At 72.8% G+C, this 13,468-nt stretch carries 14 protein-coding genes; 10 read left to right on the top strand and 4 right to left on the bottom strand.

Features of this window, described 5'->3' with window-relative positions; translation table 11 throughout:
- Positions 1–280 precede the first annotated feature (280 nt).
- The 3 genes from EHS43_RS22545 (at position 281) to EHS43_RS22535 (ending at position 3,562) form a co-directional block, all read left to right on the top strand.
- A complete protein-coding gene (locus tag EHS43_RS22545) occupies positions 281–1,705 on the top strand; it encodes an amidase (RefSeq protein ID WP_125192581.1) in 1,425 nt (474 codons plus the stop codon).
- A 26-nt stretch (positions 1,706–1,731) separates the two neighbouring features.
- Positions 1,732–1,950, top strand: a complete 219-nt coding sequence (locus EHS43_RS22540) for a hypothetical protein (RefSeq protein ID WP_260470648.1) — start codon at positions 1,732–1,734, stop codon at positions 1,948–1,950.
- Between the two features lie 133 nt (positions 1,951–2,083).
- Positions 2,084–3,562 carry a flotillin family protein gene (locus EHS43_RS22535; protein WP_125192580.1) on the top strand — a complete coding sequence of 493 codons (1,479 nt, stop codon included), beginning with the start codon at positions 2,084–2,086 and terminating at the stop codon, positions 3,560–3,562.
- A gap of 82 nt (positions 3,563–3,644) precedes the next feature.
- Here EHS43_RS22535 and EHS43_RS22530 read toward each other — a convergent pair whose 3' ends face one another.
- Positions 3,645–4,019, bottom strand: coding sequence for a hypothetical protein (locus EHS43_RS22530; protein ID WP_260470649.1), 375 nt, complete (start codon positions 4,017–4,019; stop codon positions 3,645–3,647).
- A gap of 92 nt (positions 4,020–4,111) precedes the next feature.
- On the opposite strand from EHS43_RS22530, the gene EHS43_RS22525 reads away from it, so the two are divergent.
- Entirely contained in the window at positions 4,112–4,558 is a 447-nt protein-coding gene (locus EHS43_RS22525) for a type II toxin-antitoxin system PemK/MazF family toxin (protein WP_125192578.1), read from the top strand.
- Positions 4,559–4,630: 72 nt separating this feature from the next.
- Here EHS43_RS22525 and EHS43_RS22520 read toward each other — a convergent pair whose 3' ends face one another.
- Positions 4,631–5,461: a TIGR02452 family protein gene (locus EHS43_RS22520; RefSeq protein ID WP_185806361.1), complete on the bottom strand. Its 831-nt coding sequence runs from the start codon at positions 5,459–5,461 to the stop codon at positions 4,631–4,633.
- 290 nt (positions 5,462–5,751) lie between these two features.
- On the opposite strand from EHS43_RS22520, the gene egtA reads away from it, so the two are divergent.
- Genes egtA through egtD form a run of 4 tightly spaced genes read left to right on the top strand, consistent with a single transcriptional unit; the run spans position 5,752 to position 10,101 of the window.
- Positions 5,752–7,041: an ergothioneine biosynthesis glutamate--cysteine ligase EgtA gene (gene egtA / locus EHS43_RS22515; protein ID WP_125192576.1), complete on the top strand. Its 1,290-nt coding sequence runs from the start codon at positions 5,752–5,754 to the stop codon at positions 7,039–7,041.
- Positions 7,038–8,369 (top strand): ergothioneine biosynthesis protein EgtB, encoded by a 1,332-nt coding sequence (egtB, locus tag EHS43_RS22510; protein WP_125192575.1) that lies wholly within the window; start codon positions 7,038–7,040, stop codon positions 8,367–8,369. Before egtA ends, egtB begins: the two co-directional genes overlap by 4 nt.
- Positions 8,369–9,142, top strand: coding sequence for an ergothioneine biosynthesis protein EgtC (egtC, locus tag EHS43_RS22505; RefSeq protein WP_125192574.1), 774 nt, complete (start codon positions 8,369–8,371; stop codon positions 9,140–9,142). The genes egtB and egtC overlap by 1 nt, the downstream gene beginning before the upstream one ends.
- Complete coding sequence (egtD, locus tag EHS43_RS22500; RefSeq protein ID WP_125192573.1) at positions 9,139–10,101, top strand: L-histidine N(alpha)-methyltransferase; 963 nt, start codon at positions 9,139–9,141, stop codon at positions 10,099–10,101. Before egtC ends, egtD begins: the two co-directional genes overlap by 4 nt.
- 39 nt (positions 10,102–10,140) lie before the next feature.
- Here egtD and EHS43_RS22495 read toward each other — a convergent pair whose 3' ends face one another.
- Positions 10,141–11,319 (bottom strand): MalY/PatB family protein, encoded by a 1,179-nt coding sequence (locus tag EHS43_RS22495; protein WP_125192582.1) that lies wholly within the window; start codon positions 11,317–11,319, stop codon positions 10,141–10,143.
- Positions 11,320–11,410: 91 nt separating this feature from the next.
- Here EHS43_RS22495 and EHS43_RS22490 point away from each other — a divergent pair, with 91 nt between their 5' ends.
- Positions 11,411–11,626, top strand: a complete 216-nt coding sequence (locus EHS43_RS22490; RefSeq protein WP_125192572.1) for a dodecin — start codon at positions 11,411–11,413, stop codon at positions 11,624–11,626.
- An 11-nt stretch (positions 11,627–11,637) separates the two neighbouring features.
- Here the strand turns inward: EHS43_RS22490 and EHS43_RS22485 are convergent, their stop codons facing one another.
- Entirely contained in the window at positions 11,638–12,129 is a 492-nt protein-coding gene (locus tag EHS43_RS22485; protein ID WP_125192571.1) for a hypothetical protein, read from the bottom strand.
- Positions 12,130–12,281: 152 nt separating this feature from the next.
- Between EHS43_RS22485 and EHS43_RS22480 the strand changes: the two genes are divergently transcribed.
- Positions 12,282–13,468 (top strand): right-handed parallel beta-helix repeat-containing protein (locus tag EHS43_RS22480; protein ID WP_125192570.1); only part of this gene is annotated, 1,187 nt, incomplete at its 3' end.

Below are 13,468 nucleotides of genomic sequence, written 5' to 3'. Positions count from 1 at the left end.
GTGTGGTCACGGCGGCTCTCCCGGGGGGCAGGGGCACAACGCGGTTCTGGGCGTCCGACACGCCAGATGTGCGACATACCGAACAAGGTTCGGGAAGTCGATCAGAAGGTAGGGCCGTGACCCGGAAGCGTCAATGCTTTGCGCACGACCTGGTGAGCCCTGTGAGGCGCCGGTGGCGTCCGGCGAACCGCCGCTGGCACCCGGAGTCGTTCCGGCGAAGCGCTTTCCGACGTTACCGTTCGGTAGGCAACGTCGGCCCGGAGTCCCGGAGGTCCCCCGCATGACGTACGACCGTTCCGCAGGCCTGGTGGAGACCGCCCGCGCGCTGGCCGACGGCACGATCACCTCCCGGGCGCTCGTCGAGCAGGCCCTGGCACGGATCGAGGGCAGCCAGGGCACGCTCAACGCCTTCCGGATCGTACGCACGCGCGCCGCACTCGCCGAGGCGGAGGCCGCGGACGCCCGGCTGGCCGCCGGAGTACGCACACCGCTGCTCGGAGTGCCGGTCGCCGTCAAGGACGACATGGACGTGGCCGGCGAGCCCACCGCGTTCGGCTGCCGGGGCGAGTTCCCGGCCGTCGCCAGGGACGGCGAGGCGGTACGGCGGCTGCGCGCGGCCGGGGCCGTGGTCGTCGGCAAGACCAACACCTGCGAGTTCGGCCAGTGGCCGTTCACCGAGGGCCCGGCCTTCGGCGCGACCCGCAACCCCTGGAACCTGGAGCACACCCCGGGCGGCTCGTCCGGCGGGTCCGCCGCGGCCGTCGCCGCCGGTCTCGTGCCCGCCGCGCTCGGCTCGGACGGGGCCGGTTCGGTCCGCATCCCCGCCTCCTGGACCCACCTCGTCGGCATCAAGCCGCAGCGCGGCCGCATCTCCACCTGGCCCCGCGGCGAGTCCTTCCAGGGCATCACCGTCAACGGCACCCTCGCCCGCACGGTCGCCGACGCGGCCCTCCTCCTGGACGCGGCCGCCGGCAACCACGTGCTGGACCCGCACCGCCCGCCCGCCGTCGACGCCTCGGCGGCGGTCGGCCGTGACCCCGGCCGGCTGCGGATCGCGCTCGCCCTGAAACCGCCGTTCACCGCGCTGCCCGCCCGGCTCCAGCCGGAGGTGCGGGCACGCGTGGTCGAACTCGCCGAGAAACTGGCCGCCTTGGGGCACACCGTCGAGGAGGCCGACCCGCCGTACGGGCATATCGGGCTCACCTTCGTCCCGCGCGCCACGGCCGGCCTCGCCGAGTGGGTCCGTGAGGCGCCCTTCCCCGCGCTCCTGGACCGCCGCACCCGGGAGGCGGCCCGGCTCGGCGGACTGCTCGGCGGGGTCCCGCTCAGGGCGGCGCGGCGCGCGGAGGCGGTCCTGCACCGCCGTATCGGCGCCTTCTTCTCCTCGTACGACGTCGTCCTCGCCCCCACGACGGCCGCTCCCCCGCCGCGTGTCGGGGCGATGCTCCGGCTCGGCGGGCTGGCCACGGACCGCGCGATGATCGCGGCCTGTCCCTACGCCTGGCCCTGGAACGTGCTGGGCTGGCCCGGGGTGAACGTGCCCGCCGGGTTCGTCGGCGGGGGCCTGCCGGTCGGGGCCCAGTTGCTCGGACCGGCGCACAGCGAGCCGCTTCTGCTGTCGCTGGCCGCGCAGTTGGAGGCGGAACTGCGCTGGCACGAGGTCCGGCCGTCCGGGCAGCTCGCCGCGGAAACCCCGGCCGCGTGACGGCGTTCCGCCCGTACCCTGTGACCATGGACGATGCGTCGATGGTCGGGCTCATGGGGCGGGTCACGGGGACGATCGGGCCCGGGCTCGTCGGCGAGGTGATCGTCCGGGTGCGGGGCGGCGCCGAGCACTTCCTCGCCTACCCGGCCGCCGGCACCGACCGGATCGAGCGGGGCACGGTGGTGATGGTGGTGGAGTACCTGCCGCCGAGGACGGTCTACGTGCAGGCGGCGTACGACAGTTGAGCCTGCTCACGCCCAGCTGAGAGGCGTGTGTATCAAGGTTTCGACAAGGATGGGCCGACGTCTTCTCCGGGGGCCCGAACAGGCGCACACTCCCTTCGTTCGGTGCCGTGAGGGCACCATGCAAAGGGGGCGTATGCCGATGGTTGTCGGCGTCGTGGCGGGGGTGGCCGTAGCTGCCGTCGCCGTTCTGATCGGTCTGTTCAAGATGATGTGGCGGGTCGCGGAACCCAACGAGGCACTGATCATCTCCGGCTCCAAGCACAGGACCGAGGGCCTTGAGGAGGGGATGGGATTCCGCATCGTCACCGGCCGCGGCACTCTGGTGCTGCCCGGTGTGCAGGCGGTGCGCAAGCTCTCGCTCGACCTGAACGAGACCGAACTGCATGTGGACTGCGTGACCCACCAGGGCATTCCGCTCAAGGTGCGGGGCGTGGTCATCTTCAAGGTGGGCGACGACTTCGTGTCGATCGCCAACGCCGGCCGCCGGTTCCTCGACCAGCAGAAGCTGATGGCCGAGCGGGTGCACAACGTGTTCGCCGGTCATCTCCGCTCCATCGTCGGCGGGTTGACCGTCGAGGACATGATCCGCGACCGGGAGAAGCTCACCGGGCAGACCCGGGCCGCCTGCGGCACCGAGATGGAGAAGCTGGGGCTCATCGTCGACTCCCTGCAGATCCATGAGATCGAGGACCCGACCGGGTACATCCAGAACCTGGCCATGCCGCACGCGGCGGCCGTCCAGCGGGACGCGCGCATCGCGCAGGCCGAGGCGAACCGGCTGGCCACCGAGGCCGAGCAGCAATCGTTCGCGCGGATGGCACAGGCCACCCGGGACAGCGAGATCCTCCAGGCCGGCTACCAGGCCGAGCGGGACAAGGCGGGCGCCGCGGCGCGCCAGGCCGGTCCGCTCGCCGACGCCGCCGCCCGGCAGGAGGTCGTGGTCCAGGAGACGAGGGTCGCCGAACTGGAGGCGCACCGGCGCGAACAGCAGCTCCAGGCCGACGTCCGCAAGCCGGCGGACGCCAAGGCCTACGAGAAGCGCACGCTGGCCGAGGCCGAGCGTGACGCGCGGATCTCCGGGGCCGAGGCCAAGGCGAAGGAGACCGAGCTGGCCGCCGCGGCCGAGGCCACCCGGGTCAAGACGGCCGCGATGGCCGAGGCCGAGGCCACCAAGGCCCGCGGTACGGCCATGGCGGCGTCCACCAGGGCGACCGGTGAGGCCGAGGCCGCCGCGGCTCAGGCCAGGGGGCTGGCCGAGGCGGAGGCCGCGAAGGCGAAGGGTCTCGCGGAGGCGGAGGCCATCAAGGCCCGGGCCGCCGCGCTCGCCGAGAACCAGGAGGCGGTCGTCGCCCAGCAACTCGCCGAGAACTGGCCGGAGATCGTCAAGGCGGGCGCGTCCGCGTTCGGCAACGTCGACAACATGGTGGTGCTCAACGGTGCCGACGGCATGGCGGACATGTTCGCCAAGGCGCTCACCATGGGCGGCACAGGACTGGGGCTCGCCCGGCAGCTGCTGGCGTCGATGAACCAGAACGGACAGACACCGAACGGCACTTCGCTCAACGGGGTGACCGCTCCGCCGCCGGCCCAGAAGGTGCCCGTCCAGGAGTGAGGCGCGGGCGGCCCGGGGCCTTGGCGAAAAAGGCCCCGGGCCGCCCGTGTTCAGCCGGGGAGCGACGAGACGCCGCCCTCGTTCACCCGGCGAGCAGCGTGACGCCCAGACCGATCAGCGCGAGGACCTTCGCGATCTCGAAGGCGACGTAGACGAGGTGTCCGCGCGAGCGGGGCAGGTCCTCGCCGGCCAGGACACGGTCGGAGCGGCGGTTCAACCGGGGCCGGACCACGGCGAGTTGGCCGACGAGCAGCACCATCACCGCCACGGTCCACGCGAGGACCCCGGCCGATGCGCCGCCGACGGCGACCAGGACGACCACGGCAACGGCCAGGACGCTCTCCACCAGGTTCAGGGCCCGGAAGACCAGGCGGCCGATGCCCAGGCCGAGCTGAACCGTCACGCCCGGCGCGCGGAACTTCAGCGGCGCCTCCAGGAAGGAGATCGCCAGCACCATCCCGAGCCACACGAAGGTGACCGCGCCCGCCGCTTCACTCACCCGACCGACCGTACTCCTCCCCGGTCCGGCGGACGCCATAGGGTGCCCCCGTGACTGCGTTTACCGATGAGAACGTCCCCGGCCGCTTCGGCGCCACCGCCACCACCGAGGCCGACCCGCGCGAGGTGGGCCGGGTGCGCACCGAGTACTCCCCCGCCCACGACGGCGACCCGGACCCCGGCGAGATCGTGTGGACCTGGGTGCCCTTCGAGGAGAACGACGGCCGCGGCAAGGACCGTCCCGTGCTCGTGGTCGCCCGCGAGGCGGCGGGCACCTTCCTCGCCGTCCAGCTGTCGAGCAAGCGGCACGACGGGGACCGGGAGTGGGTGCCGATCGGCAGCGGCCCCTGGGACCGGACCGGCCGGGACTCGTGGGTCGACGTCGACCGCATCCTGCGCCTGCACGAGGACGGCATGCGCCGGGAGGCGTGCGCGCTGGACCGGGGCCGGTTCAACCTGGTCAGGCAGCGGCTGCACGAGCGGTACGGCTGGACCTGACGGCGACCCCGTGAGCCGCCGGCGTTCCCGGGGGACGCCGGCACGGCTCGCTCGCGGCGCGGGGGCGGCCGCCTAACCCCTTTGGAGCAGTCGCTCCTCGGGAAACGCCCGTACGAACGCCTCCCGCACCACCGCGCCCCGCGTCCGGTCCAGCACCCCGAACACCACGTGCTCGAAGGCACCGCCGAACCGTCCGCCGGGTGCGAGGAGAGTCCGGAACGCCCCCGCCACCTGGGCGGGGTCGTTCTGGAAGACTCCGCAGCCCCAGGCGCCCAGCACCAGCCGCCGGTAGCCCTGCGTCACGGCCACCGACAGCACCTGCCGGGCGCGCGCCGAAAGGGCCCCCGGCAGCTCGGCCGTCCGCTCGGGTGCCGTGCGCCGCACCACCCCGGCGTTCGGGGCGGCCGCTGTCAGGAACCCCACCGGCTCGGCCGAGTCCAGCAGCCGTCCGTGGTCGTCCCGGAAGACCGGTACGGCGGGCGAGTGGATGACCCGGTCCGTGTAGAACGGGTCGCGGTGGGCCCGGTGGTGGTCGTAGAACTCGCGGGCCCGGAGCTGACAGGTGTACAGCGCCGAGGCACGGCACAGGGCTTCTTCCTGGGCCTGGGCACCGTTCAGATACCCGCCGCCCGGATTGCGCGCCGACGCGAAGTTCAGCACGGCCGTCCGGCCGCCGAGCCGACGGGCCGCCTCCAGGCTGCTCTCGCCCGTGACCTCGAAGCGCGTGTCCACCGTCGTGAAGTCCGGCACCGGCACGGGTTCGGGACCGTACATCCGCGTCCCCGCCCGCGCCGCCTCGATCGCGGCGGCCACGGGGACCTCGCGCCCGTCCGGCGCGCGATAGTGCCCCGCCGCGACGATCCGTTCCGTCTCCTGTGCGATGCCGCGCAGACGCGCGCTCATGGCGCCACCCCCGTGAGCGCCATGACCGCACGCCGCGCGGTCTCCCCCGTCGTGCCCATGCAGGCATCGTGGGCGATGCCGGTGGTGCGGTGCAACGGAGTTTCCGGTGCCGGGCAGAACCGGAAAACACCTCGAAAACCCCGGGAGAACGGAGATCCACAGCCCCCAATGCAAGGATGTGCCCCCTTGTGCGGAACGAGACGAGGGTCTTGGGTGGGACGAGCGTTGCCGGTCCGACCCACCATGATCCCCGGACCGGTGGCATGGTGGAATCTCAGGAGGATCCCGACATGTCCGATTCACTCGGCGACTGTACGAAGCCTCGTACATCGCTCCCCGAAGCAGAGCTCGAGGCCCTGGTCCGCGGCATCTGCTTCAAGACCGGCCCGCCCCGCCGCATCGGGGTGGAAGTGGAATGGCTCGTCCACGAGCTGCGCGACCAGCGGCTCCCCGTCACGACCGAACGACTCGCGGCGGCCTACGCCGCACTGCGGACCGTGCCCCTGACGTCGGCGCTCACCGTCGAACCCGGCGGCCAGCTGGAGCTGAGCTCGCAGCCCGCCGACTCCCTGATGGAGTGCATCGGTACCGTCTCCGCCGACCTGGCCGCCGTCCGCGCGGCCCTCGCCGAGCACGGTCTCGGCCTCGTCGGGCTCGGCCACGACCCCTGGCACCCGCCCCGCAGGTACCTGCGGGAGCCGCGTTACGACGCCATGGAGACCTGCCTGGACCGCACCGGTCCGGCGGGCCGCGCCATGATGTGCACCTCGGCCTCCGTGCAGGTGTGCGTGGACGCCGGGCACGAGGAGCCCGGCCCCCTGGGGCTGGGACGGCGCTGGTGGCTCGCGCACCAGCTGGGCCCGGTCCTGGTGGCCGCCTTCGCCAACTCCCCCCTCGCCCGCTCCGAGCGCACCGGCTGGCTCTCGACCCGCCAGCTGCGCTGGACGGAGATCGGCAAGGACCGCGCGGGCGGCCCCTCCCTGGCCACCGACCCCCGCACCGCCTGGGCCCGGCACGTCCTGGACGCGCCGGTGATGTGCGTACGGCGGGACAGCGGCCCCTGGGACGTCCCCGAAGGGCTCACCTTCCGGGAGTGGGCCAGGACGGGGACGCCGCGCCCGCCGAGCCGGGAGGACCTCGACTACCACGTCTCGACCCTGTTCCCGCCGGTCAGACCGCGCGGCCATCTGGAACTGCGCATGATCGACGCCCAGCCCGGCGACGACGGCTGGATCGTCCCGCTCGCCGTGACGGCGGCGCTCTTCGACGACCCGGAGACCGCCGAGACCGCCTACCGGGTGGTCAAGCCGCTGGCCGAGCGCACCCTGTCGCTGCCCGCCCCGCACAACCCGCTGTGGATCGACGCGGCCCGGGACGGCCTCGCCGACCCCGAGTTGCACGAGGCGGCGATCGCGTGCTTCGCGGCCGCCCTGGAGGCCCTGCCCCGGCTGGGCGCCACCTCCGCGGTCACGGACGCCGTGGGGGCGTATCTGCACCGCTATGTGATCCGGGGCCGCTGCCCCGCAGACGATCTGCTGGACCGGACGCACGGTTCGCTCGGGAAGGAAATCCGCACATGACCGACCCCTCTGCCGACCTGTCAGCCGATCCCGAGACCTTCCGCGAGCGGGCGGTGTCCACGCTCGTCACCGCCCGGGAGCGCACGACCCTCCTCACCAGCTGTGTCGAGGACCCGGACCTCACCGCACAGCACTCGCCCCTCATGTCGCCGCTCGTGTGGGACCTCGCCCACATCGGCAACCAGGAGGAGCAGTGGCTGCTGCGGACCGTCGCCGGACAGGAGGCGATACGGCCGGAGATCGACGGCATCTACGACGCGTTCGAGCACCCGCGCTCCGAGCGCCCCACCCTGCCCCTGCTGTCGCCCGCCGAGTCCCGGCGCTACGCGGCCGAGGTGCGCGGACGGGTCCTGGACGTCCTGGAGGGCAGCGCGCTGCACGGGACCCGGCTCACCGAGGCCGGGTTCGCCTTCGGGATGATCGCCCAGCACGAACAGCAGCACGACGAGACGATGCTGATCACCCATCAGCTGCGCAAGGGCCCCCAGGCGCTGACCGCCCCCGACCCGAAGCCGGCCCCGCTGTTCACCGGCCCGGCCGAAGTCCTGGTCCCCGGCGGCCCGTTCACCATGGGCACCTCCGACGAACCCTGGGCGCTGGACAACGAACGCCCCGCGCACCGGCGGGAGGTGGACGCCTTCTACATCGACACCACCCCGGTGACGAACGCCGAGTACCAGGCATTCATCGAGGATGGCGGCTACGAGAACGAGCGCTGGTGGGCCCCGGCCGGGTGGGCGCACGTCCGCGCGCACTCCCTCCAGGCCCCGCTGTTCTGGCGCCGCGACGGCAGGCAGTGGCTGCGCAGGCGCTTCGGTGTCACCGAGGTCGTGCCGCCCGACGAGCCGGTGGTCCACGTCTGCTGGTACGAGGCCGACGCCTACGCCCGCTGGGCCGGACGCCGGCTGCCGACCGAGGCGGAGTGGGAGAAGGCGGCCCGCCACGACCCGGCCGGTGACCGTTCGACGCGCTACCCGTGGGGCGACGCCGACCCGGCCCCCGAGCACGCCAACCTGGGCCAGCGGCACCTGCGCCCCGCCCCCGCCGGCAGCTACCCCGAGGGCGAGTCACCGCTCGGCGTACGGCAGTTGATCGGCGACGTGTGGGAGTGGACGGCGAGCGACTTCGAGCCCTACCCCGGCTTCCAGGCGTTCCCGTACAAGGAGTACTCGGAGGTGTTCTTCGGCCCGGACCACAAGGTCCTGCGCGGTGGTTCGTTCGCCGTGGACGCGGTCGCCTGCCGGGGCACGTTCCGCAACTGGGACTACCCGATCCGGCGGCAGATCTTCTCCGGCTTCCGCACCGCCCGTTCCGCGGGGGCCGTCTGATGTGCCGTCACCTGGCCTATGTGGGGCCCGCGGAGCCGCTCGGCCGTCTCCTGGTGGAGCCCCCGCACAGCCTGTACCGCCAGTCGTGGGCACCGCGCCGGCAGCGGTACGGCACGGTCAACGCCGACGGTTTCGGGGTCGGCTGGTACGCCGACGGCGACCCCGTCCCGGCCCGGTACCGGCGGGCCGGGCCCATCTGGGCCGACACGTCCTTCGCGGATCTCGCCCGGGTCGTGCGCAGCACGGCGGTCCTGGCCGCCGTACGGGACGCGACCCTGGCCGGAGCCGACGCCGAGGCCGCCGCGGCGCCGTACGCCTTCGGACCCTGGCTGTTCAGCCACAACGGCGCGGTCCCGGGCTGGCCGGGCTCCCTGGCCGCCCTGACCGCCTCGCTCCCGCCGGCGGACCTGCTGTCCATGGAGGCCCGCAACGACTCGGCGTTCGTGTGGGCCCTGGTCCTGAACCGGCTGCGCGGCGGCGACGAGCAGGGCCAGGCGCTGGCCGACACGGTCCTGGAGGTCGCCGAGGCGGCCCCCGACTCCCGGCTCAACCTCCTGCTGTCCAACGGGGAGTCCATCGCCGCGACCGCCTGGGGCGACACCCTCTGGTACCTGCGGCGTCCCGGCGCCGGGACGGTCGTGGCCTCCGAGCCCTTCGACGACGATCCGCACTGGCAGGAGGTCCCCGACCGCACGCTGCTCACGGCGAGCCGCACCGATGTCCTGCTGACGCCCCTGAAGTCCCTGGAACCACTCAAGGAGCCCCGCACGTGAGTCCGTTCCTGCTGACCCGCACCCTGCCCGAGGACGCCACCGAGGCCGCCCTGCGCGCCGATGTCCTCAAGGGCCTGACGCACACGCCCAAGTCACTGCCGCCGAAGTGGTTCTACGACGCCCACGGCAGCGAACTCTTCGAGCAGATCACCGAGTTGCCCGAGTACTACCCGACCCGCGCCGAGCGGGAGATCCTCGTCGCGCGCTCCGGCGAGATCGCCGCAGCGACCGGCGCCCGCACCCTGGTCGAGCTGGGTTCGGGCTCGTCGGAGAAGACCCGGTTCCTGCTCGACGCGCTGACCGGGCTGCACACGTACGTGCCGGTCGACGTCAGCGAGAGCGCGCTGACCCAGGCCGGGCACGCGCTCATCGCCCAGCGGCCGGAGCTGAGCGTGCACGCGCTGATCGCCGACTTCACGGGCGGTCTGTCCCTGCCGGGGACACCGGGGCCGCGCCTGGTGGCCTTCCTCGGCGGCACGATCGGCAACCTGCTGCCGGTCGAGCGCGCCGCGTTCCTCTCCTCGGTGCGCTCCCTGCTCTCCCCCGGTGACGCGCTGCTGCTCGGCACGGACCTCGTCAAGGACGAGAACGTGCTGGTCAGGGCGTACGACGATGCGGCCGGGGTGACGGCCGCGTTCAACAGGAACGTCCTGACCGTGGTGAACCGCGAGCTGGGCGCGGACTTCGATCCGGGCGCCTTCGACCATGTGGCCCTGTGGGACGCCGAGAACGAGTGGATCGAGATGCGCCTGCGGTCCCGCACCGACCAGACGGTGAAGGTCCCGGCGCTGGACCTGGCCGTCGACTTCACGGCGGACGAGGAGCTGCACACCGAGATCTCGGCGAAGTTCCGCAAGGAGGGCGTCCGGAGCGAACTGTCGGCCGCCGGGCTGGAGTTGGCGCACTGGTGGACGGACGGTGAGGGGCGCTTCGCGCTGTCGCTGAGCGTGGTCCGGTAACGGTCGGCCGGTGGGGGCCGGTTCGCCCGGCCCCCACCCTCAGTCCAGGGCGGCGGCCATCCGCCGTACCGCCTCGGTGATCAGCTCGGGCGAGGTCGCGAGGTTCAGCCGGACGAAGCCGGCGCCCCCGGTTCCGAAGGGGAGACCGGAGTTGAGGGCGACCCGGCCGCGCTCCAGGAAGACCGCCGCCGGATCGTCGCCCAGGTCCAGCGCGCGACAGTCCAGCCAGGCCAGGAACGTGGACTCGGCCGGTGCCCAGCGCACGGCGGGCAGCGACTCGGCGAGCAGCTCCGCCAGCAGCCGGCGGTTGTCGTCGAGACCGGCGAGCAGGGCGTCGAGCCAGGCGCCGCCGTCCCGCAGCGCGGCGGTGTGGGCGAGGATCCCGACATGGCTGGGACCATGGCCGACCTCTTCGGGAAGACGCGCGAGGTCCTGCGCCGCGTCGGGCCCGGCGACGGCCACGGCCGCCTTGATCCCGGCCAGGTTCCACCCCTTGGACGCCGACATCAACGACAGTCCGTTCCCCGCGCCGGGAACGCTCAGGTAGGGCACGAACCTGGCCCCCGCCGCGATGAGCGGGGCGTGGATCTCGTCGGCCACCACCCGCACCCCGTACGCCTGCGCCAGCGCGGCCACCCGCGCCAGCTCCTCGGCGCTGTGCACGGCACCGGTCGGGTTGTGCGGGCTGCACAGCAGATAAGCGGGCCGGGCGGCGCAATTGTGCACCTGCCGGAAGACGTCCTCCAGGACCCCGAAGTCGATCCGGCCGTCCGCGCCGAGCGGAGCCTCGACGACCTTGCGGCCCATGTTGCCGACGAACTGGTAGAAGGGCGGGTACACGGGCGGGTTGACGACCACCGCATCACCCGGCCCCGAGACCAGCTTGAGCATCTCGACGATGCCCAGCATCACGTCCGGGACGATCGCCGTGCGCTCCACCGCGAGGCCGTCCCAGTCCCACCGCCTCCTCGCGAAGTCGCTCAGCGCCTCGGCGTAGGCGGTCCCGGCCGGATAGCCGGTGTCCCCCAGGTCCACCGCGTCCCGGACGGCCCGCGCGACCGGTTCGGCGAGGGGGACGTCCATCTCGGCCACCCACAGCGGCAGCACGTCCTCGGGATACGTCCGCCATTTCATGCTCGTGCGGCGTCGCAGCTGCTCCAGGGTGAGCAGGCGCAGCGGATTGCCGGTGGCGGCGGGGGCTGGGATGTCTCGCGGCATACCGTCCATGGGCCCAAGATAGGGGGCCAGCGCTTCCTGATGAACCGGCGGACGGCTCGCGCTCGGCAGCCGCCTGGGGCACGGTGGAAGCATGACGAACCACACCTACCGCGTGACCGAGATCGTCGGCACCTCACCGGACGGCGTCGACCAGGCCGTGCGCAACGGCATCGCCCGTGCTTCGCAGACCCTGCGCAACCTCGACTGGTTCGAGGTCACCCAGGTGCGGGGCCAGATCGAGGACGGACAGATCCAGCACTGGCAGGTGGGGCTGAAGGTCGGCTTCCGCCTCGACGAGTCCGACTGAACCTACGGCCGTCAGGTCCGCCCCTCCCGCTCCTGCGCCGCCTTCAGGGTCGTGGAAGGGGCGGTCCAGCGTGCCGGTACGACGGTGAAGCCGGCCCGTCGGGCGTCCTCGCAGACCAACTCGTCGTCGTCCACCAGGACCCGGATCTCCCGGGTGCGGGCGAGCCGTTTCAGGATCTCCAGTTTGGTGCGCCGGGCGGGCCGCCGGTCGTCGTTGCGCCGCATGTGGACGCGCCCCTCGGGCAGCCCCTGCGCGGTGAGCCACGCCAGGGTGTCCCGTCGGCAGCGCTCGGGCCGCCCGGTGAGGTAGACGATCTCGCACTCCTCGGCGCTCTCCAGCACCAGCGCGATGCCCTCCGGGAGCGGCGGATCGTCCGGCGCGGCCGCGAAGAAGCCGTCCCAGTCGCGCGGCCTGCGCTCCAGGAACCGCTGACGGTGGGCGGTGTCGGCCAGGGTGTTGTCCAGGTCGAACACGGCGAGCGGGCGCTTGTCGCTGTCGGTCACCTCACCCACCCTAGTCAGTGCGCCCCGGCACGCTCGGCCGGTGGCCTGCGCGCGGGTTGCGACCGTGCTCGGCCCTGAGCACCTCGGCAACCTTCCCGTTCCCGGCGACCACTGAGCGGCGACACAGCACTCGGGCCGAGGTGGGAGAACCCATGCACATGGACAAGGCGCTCTGGACGGCGGCAGCGGTGGGGGCTGTCCTGATGACGCCGTTACCGGCGACCGAGGCGGCCGCCGCGCCGACGACCCTGGTGGTGGCGACGAACGGGAACGACACCGCCCCGGGCACCCTCGCCCAGCCGCTGCGCACGGTCCAGCGGGCCGTGGACCTGGCGAAGCCCGGCGACACGATCTCCGTCCGCGCGGGCACCTACGCCCTCACCGACAACATCACCGTCACCACCTCCGGCACCGCCTCCCAGCCCATCACCCTGGGCGCCTATCAGGGCGAGCGGGTCGTGATCGACGGCGAACAACTGGCCGCGAGCCACACGCCGGTCGGCGGCAGCATCCCCCGGGCCGAGCGCGGGGCGATCCACCAGGAGGCCTCCTACTGGCGGATCTCGGACCTGGAGATCGTCAACGGCCCGTACGGGGTGTACTGCGACGGCTGCAACGGCAACGTCTTCGCCCGGCTGAAGACCCACGACAACTACGAGTCGGGCTTCCAGCTCCAGGGCGCCTCCAGCGACAACCAGATTCTGAACCTTGACAGTTGGGCCAACCGGGACCCGCGTAAGAACGGCGAGAGCGCGGACGGCCTGGCCGTCAAGGAGGGTTCGGGCACCGGCAACGTCGTGCGGGGCGCCCGGCTGTGGAACAACGTCGACGACGGCCTCGACCTCTGGAAGTTCACCTCACCCGTGCTGATCGAGAACACGATCGCGTACGGCAACGGCTTCAACCGCTGGAACTTCCCCGACTTCGCGGGCGACGGCAACGGCTTCAAGTTGGGCGGCGGCAGCCCGGCACCGGCGGTGGCGCACACCCTGCGCAACTCGGCCGCCTTCAAGAACGCCGCGCACGGCGCCACGGACAACGGCAACACCGGCGCCCTCGTTCTGAGCCGCGACTCGACCTGGGCCAACGGCGGCACCGGCTTCGACGCCGACGTCGCGGGCGGCACGGCCCGACTGACCGCGAACCTCTCCGTCGCCGACACGAAGGCCGCCGCGGTGGGTTCGGCCACCGTCTCCAGCGGGAACTCCTGGAACCTGGGCGGCACTTGGGACACGTCGTCGGTGCTGAGCACGGACCCCGCGGCGATCACCGGGCCGCGCGCGGCCGACGGTTCGCTGCCGTCGGCACCTTCCTTCCTGGTGCCGCGGAACGGGGTTGC

Origin of the sequence: Streptomyces sp. RP5T, assembly GCF_003933965.1 — a bacterium.
Taxonomy (GTDB): Bacteria; Actinomycetota; Actinomycetes; order Streptomycetales; family Streptomycetaceae; genus Streptomyces.
This window is presented reverse-complemented; position numbering and strand designations above follow the sequence as displayed.

Bases quoted from the DNA above. Each gene is read 5' to 3' on its own strand.
- EHS43_RS22545 (WP_125192581.1), top strand. From the start codon at position 281: ATGACGTACGACCGTTCCGCAGGCCTGGTGGAGACCGCCCGCGCGCTG.
- EHS43_RS22540 (WP_260470648.1), top strand. From the start codon at position 1,732: ATGGACGATGCGTCGATGGTCGGGCTCATGGGGCGGGTCACGGGGACG.
- EHS43_RS22535 (WP_125192580.1), top strand. From the start codon at position 2,084: ATGCCGATGGTTGTCGGCGTCGTGGCGGGGGTGGCCGTAGCTGCCGTC.
- EHS43_RS22530 (WP_260470649.1), bottom strand. From the start codon at position 4,019: ATGGTGCTGGCGATCTCCTTCCTGGAGGCGCCGCTGAAGTTCCGCGCG.
- EHS43_RS22520 (WP_185806361.1), bottom strand. From the start codon at position 5,461: ATGAGCGCGCGTCTGCGCGGCATCGCACAGGAGACGGAACGGATCGTC.
- egtA (WP_125192576.1), top strand. From the start codon at position 5,752: ATGTCCGATTCACTCGGCGACTGTACGAAGCCTCGTACATCGCTCCCC.
- egtB (WP_125192575.1), top strand. From the start codon at position 7,038: ATGACCGACCCCTCTGCCGACCTGTCAGCCGATCCCGAGACCTTCCGC.
- egtC (WP_125192574.1), top strand. From the start codon at position 8,369: ATGTGCCGTCACCTGGCCTATGTGGGGCCCGCGGAGCCGCTCGGCCGT.
- EHS43_RS22495 (WP_125192582.1), bottom strand. From the start codon at position 11,319: ATGCCGCGAGACATCCCAGCCCCCGCCGCCACCGGCAATCCGCTGCGC.
- EHS43_RS22490 (WP_125192572.1), top strand. From the start codon at position 11,411: ATGACGAACCACACCTACCGCGTGACCGAGATCGTCGGCACCTCACCG.